The organism is Vibrio sp. WZ-1, assembly GCF_052037695.1.
GTDB lineage: Bacteria > Pseudomonadota > Gammaproteobacteria > Enterobacterales > Vibrionaceae > Vibrio.
Window position 1 is genome coordinate 15,576 of sequence record NZ_JBQEQR010000060.1, and the last position, 13,034, is coordinate 28,609.

11 protein-coding genes and 1 tRNA gene are annotated in these 13,034 nt (G+C 43.6%); 7 read left to right on the top strand and 5 right to left on the bottom strand.

Annotated features, from left to right (window positions below):
* The first annotated feature begins 15 nt into the window (after positions 1-15).
* The 3 genes from flgA (at position 16) to ACTS60_RS05895 (ending at position 1,657) form a co-directional block, all read left to right on the top strand.
* Positions 16-762 carry a flagellar basal body P-ring formation chaperone FlgA gene (flgA, locus tag ACTS60_RS05885; protein ID WP_440887486.1) on the top strand — a complete coding sequence of 249 codons (747 nt, stop codon included), beginning with the start codon at positions 16-18 and terminating at the stop codon, positions 760-762.
* Between the two features lie 126 nt (positions 763-888).
* Complete coding sequence (gene flgM, locus ACTS60_RS05890) at positions 889-1,203, top strand: flagellar biosynthesis anti-sigma factor FlgM (protein ID WP_440887487.1); 315 nt, start codon at positions 889-891, stop codon at positions 1,201-1,203.
* A 28-nt stretch (positions 1,204-1,231) separates the two neighbouring features.
* Positions 1,232-1,657, top strand: a complete 426-nt coding sequence (locus ACTS60_RS05895; protein WP_088881218.1) for a flagella synthesis protein FlgN — start codon at positions 1,232-1,234, stop codon at positions 1,655-1,657.
* Positions 1,658-1,779: 122 nt separating this feature from the next.
* Here the strand turns inward: ACTS60_RS05895 and flgP are convergent, their stop codons facing one another.
* A complete protein-coding gene (flgP, locus tag ACTS60_RS05900; RefSeq protein WP_440887488.1) occupies positions 1,780-2,211 on the bottom strand; it encodes a flagellar assembly lipoprotein FlgP in 432 nt (143 codons plus the stop codon).
* A 9-nt stretch (positions 2,212-2,220) separates the two neighbouring features.
* Positions 2,221-2,859: a FlgO family outer membrane protein gene (locus tag ACTS60_RS05905; RefSeq protein WP_088881220.1), complete on the bottom strand. Its 639-nt coding sequence runs from the start codon at positions 2,857-2,859 to the stop codon at positions 2,221-2,223.
* A gap of 171 nt (positions 2,860-3,030) precedes the next feature.
* Here ACTS60_RS05905 and ACTS60_RS05910 point away from each other — a divergent pair, with 171 nt between their 5' ends.
* From ACTS60_RS05910 to ACTS60_RS05920, 3 genes are all read left to right on the top strand, one after another.
* Complete coding sequence (locus tag ACTS60_RS05910; RefSeq protein ID WP_440887489.1) at positions 3,031-4,164, top strand: flagellar assembly protein FlgT; 1,134 nt, start codon at positions 3,031-3,033, stop codon at positions 4,162-4,164.
* A 68-nt stretch (positions 4,165-4,232) separates the two neighbouring features.
* Positions 4,233-4,309 (top strand) — tRNA-Arg (locus tag ACTS60_RS05915).
* A gap of 368 nt (positions 4,310-4,677) precedes the next feature.
* Complete coding sequence (locus ACTS60_RS05920; protein ID WP_440887490.1) at positions 4,678-5,184, top strand: Fe3+-citrate ABC transporter substrate-binding protein; 507 nt, start codon at positions 4,678-4,680, stop codon at positions 5,182-5,184.
* 112 nt (positions 5,185-5,296) lie between these two features.
* On the opposite strand, the gene ACTS60_RS05925 is transcribed toward ACTS60_RS05920, so the two are convergent.
* From ACTS60_RS05925 to ACTS60_RS05935, 3 genes are all read right to left on the bottom strand, one after another.
* Complete coding sequence (locus ACTS60_RS05925; RefSeq protein WP_409386520.1) at positions 5,297-6,256, bottom strand: OmpA family protein; 960 nt, start codon at positions 6,254-6,256, stop codon at positions 5,297-5,299.
* A gap of 603 nt (positions 6,257-6,859) precedes the next feature.
* The gene (gene gltX, locus ACTS60_RS05930; RefSeq protein WP_440887491.1) at positions 6,860-8,287 is read right to left on the bottom strand and encodes a glutamate--tRNA ligase; all 1,428 of its coding nucleotides are present in this window, start codon (positions 8,285-8,287) and stop codon (positions 6,860-6,862) included.
* Between the two features lie 161 nt (positions 8,288-8,448).
* Positions 8,449-9,792 carry a multidrug transporter gene (locus ACTS60_RS05935; RefSeq protein ID WP_440887505.1) on the bottom strand — a complete coding sequence of 448 codons (1,344 nt, stop codon included), beginning with the start codon at positions 9,790-9,792 and terminating at the stop codon, positions 8,449-8,451.
* A gap of 523 nt (positions 9,793-10,315) precedes the next feature.
* Here ACTS60_RS05935 and ACTS60_RS05940 point away from each other — a divergent pair.
* Entirely contained in the window at positions 10,316-13,012 is a 2,697-nt protein-coding gene (locus ACTS60_RS05940; protein ID WP_440887492.1) for a heavy metal translocating P-type ATPase, read from the top strand.
* The last annotated feature ends 22 nt before the right edge of the window (positions 13,013-13,034 follow it).

Consider the following 13,034-nt stretch of genomic DNA (forward strand, 5'->3'; position numbering starts at 1 on the left):
ACCAAAAAAAACAGTATGGCGTATTTTAATACTAGTTGGATACCAATTTCTATGAATGTATGTAGAGTGTTCTATACAAATCTCGCTAAGTCTATCGGCATTTTACTCATTATGTTTAGTTTTTTTGCGCATTCAGCGACAGAAAATCAGATCGAGCAGATAAAAGTAGCAGCAGAAAACCATATTCTAACCACGGTTCCCCATCCTGAGGGAGGGAATTTAAGTGTCAATGCAGCAAATATTGATCAACGTATCAAAGCCACAGACTGTCCCGAGCCACTAACAACGTCAGCATCTTCGACAAGCAGTACTAGAAGCAATATCAACGTTCTCGTTGAGTGCCCTATTGATGACTGGAAAGTGTACGTTCCCGTTCGATTATCTGTTTCGATACCAATGGTGGTGTCTGCTCGTCCTTTAGCACGGGGGGAAATGATCTCTTTATCGGATGTTAGGATCACAATGATCGAACTCCAGAGATTTAGGAAAGAAGGCTTTTCTGAACCTAGCCAAGTTGTCGGTGCAAAACTAAAGCGTAATGTTCGCTTAGGGGACGTTGTAGAACGAAACGATATCTGTGTGGTATGCCGTAATGAAAAGGTGACCATTCGAGCGATAAAATCAGGAATGACGATCACCACTCAAGGGACTTCACTGCAAGATGGCGGGACTGGAGATCAAGTGAGAGTGAAAAACGATAAGTCTCAGCGTATAATTGAGGGAATAGTAACGGGAGCAGCAGAAATAACGGTTACATTTTAGACCAAAATCTGACACTATCCCTTAGCAATAAATCGTGTAAATAAAACACGAAAAAAAGCTAAAGTTTTACACGTTCTGGTCGATAGTTTGGATACCAATACTACGACATGACTAAAAGGTTGATATATGGCAGGTATAGACAACATACGTTCTGGGCAAATAATGACGACAACAAGTCGTTCGCCAGCACGTAGCGATTCTAGTACCACCACAAGTACAGAATCGAAAAAATCTACTGTGGCTCAAGACGCAGTATCGCTTAGCAAACAAGGCAAAGCCGTAAGCCAAATGCATCAAGATCTTGCCGCTTCACCTGCGTACGATAGTGCAAAGGTTGCTGCAATTAAAGATGCTATTGCTAATGGCTCATACAAAGTTGATCCAGAGAAGTTAGCCGATAATATGATCAGGTTTGAAAATGAGCTAAAAACCGAAGGTTAATTGGCTTAGTTTGTAAGGTAACTCCAATATGGCAGCACTCGTCGATTTGGTTAATTTCCAACTTGAGAACGCGAAAGCATTGTCTCAAGTACTACAGCAAGAAACACGTGCGATTGCATCTCGTGTGTCTGCTGATATCGAAAAAGTTGCCAGAGAAAAGATGACACTCATTGATCAACTTCGTACAACCGATCAGCGTATTGCCTCTCACCCGCATGTCAATCAACTTACCGAAGACGAACAACTAAGCCAAACCGTCAAGCAAATACAGTCGATAGTCCTAGACTGCCAACAAGTGAACCACGTAAATGGCGAATCTCTTAACCGGGCTCAGTCTAGCTACAATAAGCTTAATAACATGCTTCAACGTACCCACGGTAAAGTCGGTATGACTTACAATGCCGGAGGTAAGACTCACACAATCTCCACTCTGGGCACCAATATCAAAGCCTAAGCCACCCTAGAATTTACCTAGCCAATGGCTACAACAACTCAGAATGTCGCCCATAAAAAAGCGACCGATTGTTGCCAATCAGCCGCCCACAAAGATTATCGGGTTAACAAAGCTTAGTTCGATTAGAACAATGTCTGCTGACGCTTCTCCGGAACTTGTTGAACTTCTCCATAATCACGCAGCTTGTCCATCTTACGAATATCAAGACGAAGCTCTGTTACGTAACTATCTTCAACCAAGTAACTACGCACAACTTCGGCACCACGAATAACGCCATCAACCGCACCTGACGTGCTCTCTATACCCAGTCGTTGATCTTCAAGCTCAGCACGACCACTCACACGCATGCCATAAACCTGTTCTGCAAGCTCACGATACGCATCGATTTTGGAGGCACGCATCGCACGAACGCGTTTTTCTTCAATAGTACGTCCTGTTTGCTCACTAATGCTTGCGTAACCGACCGCTACTAAAATTTCATCTTGACGCATTTGCTGCAAAGGTTGGCAACCCACTAACACGAGCGTCGCAATAATAAATAATAATTTCTTCATTTTCGTATCCTACGGGCGGAGAATCACAGTGTACGGCTGACGAATAGTTGGGTCAGAACGGATAAGAACGCCATCTTGTGTACGAATACTGTTTAATGTATCCAAATCGCGACCAATACGGTCAGCAGGCAAGAACCCTTGAGCCGTTGCTACTACAACACGGCTTTGCATCCCCACAACACGTGCATTAACTAATACACCGCCCTCTTGGCGCAGCATTGTGCCGGTTAGCACATACTGAATTTGCTGCTCTTGCGCGAGATCTTGCCAATCTCGACTAAGTGCGAAATCCCCTTGTTGAGTCACTTGAATCGAACCCGTTGTTTTGAAATCGACTACTTTAAAACCACGACGTTGAAATTGGTGAATAAAGCCTTCTGATACCGAATTGCCCAGCCAATTAGTTGCATCCATATTTTGTAGATCGACAAATGAAGTAATAGCAATTGGCGTTCGTGATGAAACCGCCACATTTGATACCATTAAATCCTCTGTCATGCTTTCGATAAAAAAGTCCATCGTATGGCGAGGGCTATCCATCAACATGAATTGGCTACCAGAATATGGTTCTTTACCATTATATATAGGTGCATATGCGCACGATGTTAACAATGTCATCATCGATATAGCAATAAGCCATCTCTTCATGGTTTTGTTCTCCAGATAATCTTGGGTGTCACTGTTCTCTGCCACTTCATTTAAAAATAAATGTATTATTGGAACAGTCTTTGCTTTTCTTCTGTTTGCTGAACTAAAGAAAAACCACCAAACGTTACTGAAATTGTTAAAGCAATATTTATACCTGAACGGTCAAACACAATGAAAAAAATAGTTTTAAGCCTAATATCAACCGCTTTTATCTTGATCATGCCATTTCGAGCTATTGCGTCTTGGTATGAAGTAACAGGCGTTGCCACGATCGTTTCTTCTGAAGATGCGGCTAGATTGCACGCATTGGAGGACGCCCTATTTAAAGCCGTCAACTTTTCTGGCGCAGACATCGGTAGTATTAGTAATTTAATGCCTTTGTTAGAAGAGAGTCGCAAAGAGTATCAATTCACAAACCATGAAGTACGCTACATATTGGTGGAATCAGAGCGTAAACGTGGTGGCAAGATGGAACTAAAGATCCGCGTCGATATCTATCCATCGGCAACGGGTTGCCACGTTGATCAATACAAAAAAACGGTACTGGTAGGTAATATTGATGTCGCTTCCCCGCAACAAGCGGTCATGGGACAGATCTATCGTGTCGGTGATGATTTCAGTCATGTTGTGAATCGACAACTCGCTCAAACATCACGTAGCTTTGTTTCTGTAGGCACAACCGACTATGCCATCGATAAGAATTACCCAGAGCGCATAAAAATGATCGCTCAAGATACTGGCTCACAATACATCATTGGCGGCGTTATTACCGATTTGACTGCCACTGTTGAGTCAAAGCTGTTAAAAGACGATATCATCAATCGTCAGTTTGCTTTAGAAATGCAAGTCTATGATGGTAAAACTGGGCATGAAGTTTATAACAAGAATTACCGCGAAGTAGCAAAATGGCCATTTGCTAAAACAAGCCAAGTAGATACACGAAGCGCACGCTTCTGGGCATCAACTTATGGTGAAATGATGCTACGTGTTAGCCGCAACATAATGTTGGATCTGGAATCAGAGCTTTCGTGCAAAATTACACTTCCTGAAGTGGTTGCGGTATTTGGCAACACAGTGACAATGGATCTTGGCCGGATACACGGCGTACAAGAAGGTGACAAGTTACAATTGTGGCACACAGCATCTTTCATCGACCAAAATGGATTACCACGTAACAAGGTCTCTCAGAGCGAAATAACCCTTACCGTCTCTCGCGTATACGAACATGAAGCAGAGTTGACGATTGATCAGCCGAATCTTGCCTCTAGCGTGCAAATTGGCGATGTAATGAACAAGTTGTTATAGCTGCACACATAAAGCATTGCCATATGCTTTCTTTTGAATATCATAGGTAACGCTTCATATATGATTACGCCCCCATGGCACAGCTGGATAGCGCAGTCCCCTCCTAAGGGACAGGTCGTAGGTTCGAATCCTACTGGGGGCGCCATCTCTGCCTTGGCTTTATGACAGAAAGCCAAGGCAATATACTCAAGTGACTTCAAGATGCAGAGTTCAGAGCATTGTCACTGACTCCCTGTTTACCGAAAGTAAGCAAGGAAAACAACGAAACGGAATAGCTAGCTCTTTCCAAATGGTTGCCTCGCCTTCAAACCAAGTCATTCTTGCTAAACCAAGCACCTCAAGGTTACTTGAGCATAAAACACCCATTTACCTCTATTGTTCGCCCTTTTTACTGTTAAGACCTAAACTTGTCGTAGAGAAATGTCATCTCTTTGCAGTTTTATGTTTTATTACTTTAACTATCCATAAGTTTTGCTTACCCTTTAGGTATTAATAAAAATATTATTTAGCAATATGTCTAAGAGCAATTTAATTACAAATACTGGACACCGCTTTATTTCAAAAGGCAAAACTGCCTTTAAAATTCATATCCATACCCCAGATGATACGGTCTTGCACCGCTCTGTGGGATTTATTCGTATTGGAGAAAAGAAAGGGCTCAAGAAGGCAATTAAGCTACGTAACGAGCTTGGGCGTGAAATGTGGGGCAAGTTTTGGCGCCGTCTATTGAAGGATCCCTACCTAATGACGAGGCTGCCGCATAGTGTCGAACCGAAAATTGTTCACAAACCGAACCCAACGTTAGAAGATCCAGACAACCGAGACACTTGCTACATTGCTAAATGGCGTGAATTTAACGATTCCGGCGAATACAAGTATAAGACCGTGGTTCGTTCGATTAACAAGTACGGAAAGCTCGCCGCTTATATGCAAACCAAAAAAGCATTGCTAGACGCACACAAGGATAACCTTGAGATCCTGATGTTTATGGGCCGACTTAACAGCATTGACCTAAAGTAACCGTTACTTTCTCTACGACTTGAGTATCTCATTCATATTAAAAAGCCCCAAAGAGCGAACTCTTTGGGGCTTTTATTTTTCAGCTTTCTAACGACTAGCGTTAGATTCGCGCTTATTGTTGAACTTGGTATTCAAACTCAGGAACAACGATTTCTACGCGACGGTTTTGTTCACGACCTTCACGAGTCTCGTTTGAAGCGATTGGGTTGTTCTCACCTTCGCCACGAGCGTGAATGCGTGAAGCATCGATGCCTTTTTCTACTAGCGCGTTCGCTACAGACTCTGCACGCTTCTCAGAAACTTTTTGGTTGTATGCTGCTGGACCAGAAGTGTCTGTGTAACCAATTACATCAACGTTTGCTTGTGGGTACTCGTTAAGGAATGCTACTAGGTTATCTAGTTTAGCTGCGCTCTCTGGTTTAAGAGTAGTGCTGTTTAGCGCAAAGCTACCAGTACCGATTGTTTGAGTTTCAAACGTTTTAGTTACAACAACTGGTGCAACAACTTCTTCTACTACTACTTCTTCTACGATTGGCTCTTCTTCAACAACAACTTCGTCGTTACCGCCAAACTTAAACGCAACGCCTAGAGTCGCAGAGTTACCCATTGCTTTCACTGAATCGTTGTTGATATCTGTGATTGTTTGGTATTCCGCACGTGCTGTTACGTTTTCGCTAACGTTGAATTCAACACCCGCTGCACCTAGGTAAGAGTAATCATCTTTACCATCTTTCATCATTAGGTAAGCGCCACCCACTTTACCGTAAAGAGCAATGTCTTCAGTGATTGGTAGACTGAATTTAGGAGCAAGAGTGATTGCTTCTACGTGACCACCGAAAGATGTTTGGTCGAAGTTACCTAGGTTGTCGAAGCCAGCTTCTACTGAGAAGTAGTCATTCATTTCGTAACCAACAAAAGCACCTAGAGTAGAGCCATCTTTGTCACAAGCTTGGCCAGCTACACAAGCGTCGTCCATCCAAGACTTACCCATCTTACCGCCCATGTATACTTCTGCGTGTGCTGCTGAAGCCATAAGTAAAGAAGCTGAAATTACCGCTGCTAGTTTTTTCATTATTGATTCCTCTAAAAGAAGTTCTTTTGTTTGTTAACGAAATGCACTGTCTTGGAGACGTTGTATTCCTATTCTTTTCTTCAGTTCCTTTGAGTTTGATACCGAAATAACTTCCAACTCAATGAGTAAAAGTCACTTGGGTATGTATCCTGTCCAGTGATGCATATCGCTGCTTCACTGACGGCGAGCACTATAACTCCAAGAAATCCGAAGACAAAACCCCAAACTGTCAATTTAATGTCATCGAAATACGCTAATTTATGTGATCCAGTGCACGTCATAGCCCACCACACAAGGACGCAAACGATTGCGCCAATAATTGGAATAGAATATCTAAAGCAAATTAATTTCTCATTTATGAGATGAATTTTGAGGAACTTTAGGAATTATCTCTAAGTTTCAGTAGTATATTTTGAATAGAAGCAGCCAAATTATATTTGTGTTAGCTATATTTTAATAAATAAAACTAATCAACTATTGAACACATTGGCGAAGAAATAGACGAACTTTCGTTCATTTTGATGAGAAAGTGGTGGTAGCTAGATAAAGGAAAACAAAAAAGCCGCGGTAATTTCCGCGGCTTTTCACTATTTCTTCAAGTAATTATGCGTTCGCTTCACGCTCTGCAATGAACTCAAGTGCCATCTTAATACGAGCAACACAACGTTCTTTACCAATCAGTTCCATTACTGCATCTACAGAAGGAGACTGACCACCGCCTGTTACTGCTACACGTAGTGGCATACCGATTTTGCCCATACCGATCTCTAGCTCTTCACATACTGCTGCGATAACGCCATCTTTGATGTTCGCAGTCGTCCACTCAGTTAGTGCTTCTGCTTTCGCTAGAGCAAGTTCTAGAGGCTCTTTAGCAACGCCACGTAGGTGTTTCTTCGCTGCGCCTGCTTCAAACTCAGAGAAATCTTCGTAGAAGTAACGAATTTGCTCCGCTAGCTCAACAAGTGTGTTGCAACGCTCACCAACAAGCTTGATCACTTCAGTGATCGCAGGGCCGTTAGTTACGTCTAGTTTTTGCTGATCTAGATGCCATTGTAGGTGCTCTGCAACGTACGCTGGATCTGAGTTCTTGATGTAATGGTTGTTCAACCATTGCAGTTTGTCAGTATTGAATGCAGACGCTGACTTAGATACTGCGTTTAGGCTAAATAGGTTGATCATTTCTTCTTGAGTGAAGATCTCTTGGTCACCATGAGACCAACCAAGACGTACCAAGTAGTTATTTAGTGCTGCCGGTAGGTAACCCATGTCGCGGTACTGCATTACAGATACAGCGCCGTGACGCTTAGACAGTTTCGCACCGTCATCACCTAGAATCATTGCACAGTGTGCGAATGTTGGTACTGGTGCACCTAGTGCTTCGTAGATGTTGATCTGACGAGGCGTGTTGTTGATGTGGTCTTCACCACGTACTACGTGAGTAATGCCCATATCCCAGTCATCAACAACTACACAGAAGTTGTACGTTGGAGAACCATCGGTACGACGGATGATAAGGTCATCCATTTGTGTGTTGCTGATTTCGATGCGGCCACGGATTTGGTCATCAAATACTACGCTGCCTTCTTTCGGGTTGCGGAAACGGATAACGCATGGTTCGCCATCTTTTGCCGCTTCGTTTGCCGCTTTAATTTTTGGATGGTTTGCATCGTAACGAGGCATTTCTTTGTTTGCTTCTTGCTCTGCACGAACTTCGTCTAGCAGCTCTTTAGATGCGTAGCATTTGTATGCTTTGTCTTCTGCAAGAAGTTTATCAACCATCTCGTTGTAACGGTCAAAACGTTGAGTTTGGAAGTAAGGACCTTCATTCCACTCAAGACCTAGCCACTCCATGCCTTCAAGAATTGCATCTACTGCTTCTTGAGAGTTACGCTCAAGGTCAGTGTCTTCGATACGTAGAACAAATTCACCACCTTGATTTTTTGCGTATAACCAAGAGTAAAGTGCAGTGCGCGCACCACCTACGTGAAGGTAGCCTGTTGGGCTTGGAGCAAAACGTGTTTTAACCGTCATTGTTTATTACCTTAATATTAAGACATTCGCTGACTAACTCAGCGCAACCTAAATTTTTGCGCGTTATTCTATCACTCCAAACTCGACAACTACAATTTATTCCCCGAAAACAATTCAAGCCCCTACATTGAGGGGCTTGTTCTTTTATGTAAGCTCAAAAATTATTTGATGCTCATTGGAATCACTAGAGTGACTTTCAAGTCGTTTTCGTCTTGGAAACCGTTTGAGTAACCAGTCCAGTTTGGCGCATCTGAGTCATTAACATAGCGTGTGTAGTACATCCCTAGATGAGCACCTTTCAAAGGACCACCTTGGATAGCGTAGTTAGCAAATACGCTGCCTGAGTATTCTACAAGTTCATCATAGCCTTTTGCTTCAGCACCAAATGCGTATACACCGTTAATACCCGCACTGAAACCTGGAGCACCTAGGTCTGAGAAATCACGACTCATTTGGCCAAAGAAGCCAATCTCACCATCGTGGTTGAAGTCAGAGCGGTTATTCCACCAGATATCATATGCACCATTCGAACCGCCGTATTGCTCTGTTAAACGGTAAGCAAAGTTACCTACGTTGCCACGAGTATCGCTTGAGTCTGCTGAAGTGTATGTACCTTCTAAACGGAAGCTGTATGCACCTACCGATTTAGAAGATAGGAATGCAGCTTGGAATGCCGTGCTATCGTACTGATCTTCATCATCCATAATGTAGACTTGAGGAGATAAGTACCAACCGTTTTCAGTGGTATGTTTGTACTTAATGTGCGCATTCTTACGAGGGCCATCAGTCAAACCTGCGTAAGCAATATCTAGCGATGAGTTTGGTGTTAGGTTGTAACGAGCACCGAACGAGTATGCGTCACCTGCATCTTTATTTTGTCCATCACGGAACTCGTAGCTCTTCTTAAACCAAGGAGCACGGTATTCAACGGCATAGACAAAACCAAGCGCTAGATCATCAAAGTTTGCCCCAATTTCACCACCAGTATACGTACCAGCAGCAAACGACCAGTTAACGCCCATCGCTGTTGGAACACTTGGTTGGAAGTAACCCGCTTTCGCCGTCACAGAGTCGCCAAACTTGAACTTTAATGCCGCAGTTTGGAATGCAGCTCCGTTGTCGGTACAGTCAGAATCCCAAGTGCCACTACAACCAGAAGAAGCCGTTGGGTTCATATCATATGGGTTATCTACCCCCCAGAAGTTCATTTCATGGTCTGGTGAAGCGTTATTCCACATATCAAATGTCGAGTACACGTTAAGGTCCAAACCAACGGTATCACTGATGTAACCAGAGCTAAAACCTAACGAAAGGTACATAGAACCATGATCTAGGTTTGGCTTCTTAGACGTTTGATTACCGTTAGAATCTACATCTGCACGAGTACGATCACGCATCCAAAAATTCAACGCACCGGTAACGGTAGACTCTTCAAAAAAGGCTGATGCTGCTGATGCATACTCAGGACCAACAGGATCGGCGGCCACCGCAACCCCACCAAACATGAAACTGGCTACTGCACTCGCAACCAAGCTTTTCTTTAGGTAAGACATTTTTAACCCCTATATTTTATTAGTTTTTCCATTTTCAAATTCGCTAACTAGGACAGGTATGGAATCTGAAACAACTTGTGGACGGAGCAAATATGACAAACTTTTTTCGCTTCAAAAAATGAAAGGCGAGGCAATCTGAGCCACTTCAAACTAACAAAAAGAAAAACAATATAAACAACTTAAAAACAAAGAGTTACCACAAGATATAAAGAAAAAAAAACGTCAAATACGTATTTGTTCACGCCATTTTTATAAAACTAACAGCATATTTGTGACTCACCGCTCCTGTATTTCACAATGATTAATGGAACTTTATAAAGAAAGAGAAAAAACCTTGATATGACTCGCAAGCATTTATCTCTATAAGTTCAGTTTTTAACCTAATTTTGACGTTATGAATTCAGCAATTGAATGCTTGACCTTCCCCTTGCAGGAAGGTTTATGCTCTGTACATTGCTATTATTGAGGACAAGTTATGTATCAGTTTGTTGTACCGATGTCAGGGCTTAACTGCATGGGCTGTGCGCGAAAAGTTGAGAAAGCTTTACATGCTAATCACAGTGTTGAGATCATCAATTTGTCCCCGACAATGGTTGAAGTGAAAACCGAATCCCCTCTTTCTTCTATTGTTGAATCGATCGAGTCATTGGGTTATCACGCCGGCCATCAATATCAATTTAACCTTGCAGGGTTAAGCTGTGGTGGATGCGTGAAGAAACTCTCTTCTTTATTAGAATCAAATCAAGACGTCATTACGTTTCAAGCGTCTACAACACAACTCGACATCACAACACTACTCTCAGAGCAGCAAGTGATTGATCTTGTGGCCACTCTCGGCTACACCGCCAGCCTTGATTCTATTGAAGTAGAAAAAGAAAGCTCACCGGAGACTGAACCCGTAGAAAAGCAGGCCAATATTGAACACACTCAACGGCCACCAAAAAGCATTCAATTGCAAATGTTGATTCAAGGCATGACCTGTGCAAGTTGCGTTTCTTCAGTAGAGAAAGCACTTACTAACGTAGAAGGCATTGAGAAAACACAAGTAAACCTTGCAGAGCAAAGTGCATTAGTGTTCGTCACTCAAGATACTGAAGACCTTCACCAAACGATTATTGAATCCATAAAACAAGCCGGCTACCAAGCAGAGATCCTGCAAGACGCAGCAACCCAACAAGAAAAACAAGCTGCTCAACAACTCGCCCAACAAAAACGCTTCAAGCTGGATGCCATTGCAGGCTTAGTTGTCGGTGCACCACTGATGCTTTGGGGTGTATTTGGCGGCAACATGATGATTCGCAATGCCAATGATCAACTGGCTTGGGGAGCGATAGGCATTCTATGTTTTTTATTACTTGCGACAGCAGGTAAGCACTTCTTTACTAACGCATGGTTAGCAGCCACTCACAAACGTGCAACTATGGACACTTTAGTCGCATTAGGTACTGGTGCGGCATGGTTCTATTCGATGCTTGTGGTGATTTTTCCTGAGTGGTTCCCAATCGCGTCACGCCATGTGTACTTTGAAGCCAGTGCGATGATCATCGGCCTGATTTCTCTTGGTCACTATATAGAAGCAAAAGCCAAAGCAAACACAACACGCTCTTTACAGGCATTGATTAATCTACAACCTCAGCAAGCGACTGTGATTACAGAACAAGGCGATCAACAAATTGCGGTTGAGCAAATCACGCTAGGTATGAAGCTGCGCATTAAACCAGGAGAGAAGGTACCTGTTGATGGAGTCGTGGTTCAAGGTGAATCTTACCTTGATGAATCCATGTTGACTGGTGAGCCAGTACCAGTATTAAAAATGAAAGATGCACAGGTATCTGCGGGCACATTAAATACTGATGGCGCATTAATCATTGAAGCCACAGGCATCGGTGCTAACACCATGCTAGCTAGAATCATTCGCATGGTACGCACGGCGCAAAGCAGTAAGCCTGCGATTGCCAAATTAGCAGACCAGATTTCATCGGTGTTTGTCCCTGTCGTTGTCGGGATCGCAGTCCTTGCTGCGTTGGTTTGGTTCGCTGTGGGCCCAGAGCCTAAAGCCAGTTACATGCTTGTCGTTACAACCACCGTGCTGATTATCGCCTGCCCTTGTGCGCTGGGGTTAGCAACGCCACTGTCGGTCACCGTTGGTGTCGGTAAAGCCGCGGAGCTTGGCATTTTGATCAAAGACGCTGACGCGCTGCAATTAGCAAGCAAAGTCGATACCGTTGTGTTTGACAAAACCGGCACGCTGACCCAAGGCAAACCAAGTGTGCAGCAAGTGTTTACTCACTCCTCCACCCAAGCGCAATTGTTAGCTTTGGCTTACGCAGCTGAACGTCAATCTGAGCACCCGCTCGCTAAAGCCGTGTGCGATTATGCTAAGCAACACAATACCAACAGTGTTGAATTGGACTCATTTGAGAATATCCGTGGCCGTGGTATCACCGCGACCTACCAAGCACAACCGTTATTCATTGGCTCATTGCAATTTATGCAAAACGAGCAGATTGATACCAGCCCAATGGAGCAAGCGATTCAAGATTGTGCAAACAACGCTTGGACACCCGTGGCAGTGGCGCTTAACAACGAACTGATTGGTTTAATTGCCATCGCTGATCCGATTAAATCTGATGCTAAACAAGCGGTGTCTGCATTAAAATCGCAGGGCATAAAAACCGTCATGCTCACGGGTGACAACCAACATGTCGCAAATGCGATCGGCAAAGAACTCGGCATTGATGAAGTCATTGCTCAGGTGATGCCCGATGAGAAAGCACAGCACATTAAACTGCTACAATCTAAAGGTCGAGTCGTTGCCATGATTGGCGATGGAATCAACGATGCCCCAGCTTTGGCCCTTGCCGATCTCGGGGTAGCGATGGGCAGTGGCAGCGATGTCGCCATCGAAAGCTCACAAATGACCGTTTTGAATACATCGCCAATGGCTGTAGTACATGCAATTGAGCTTTCACGCGCCACGCTAAAAAACATGAAACAGAACTTGTTTGGTGCCTTTATTTATAACTCGTTGGGTATTCCTATTGCCGCTGGCGTACTTTACCCGACGTTTGGTTTTTTGCTCAGCCCTGTTGTTGCTGGTGCAGCAATGGCGCTGTCTTCAATCACAGTCGTCAGTAATGCAAATCGACTACGACTGTTTACAATTAAGTAAGCGAACCTTCTTTTCGAGGATA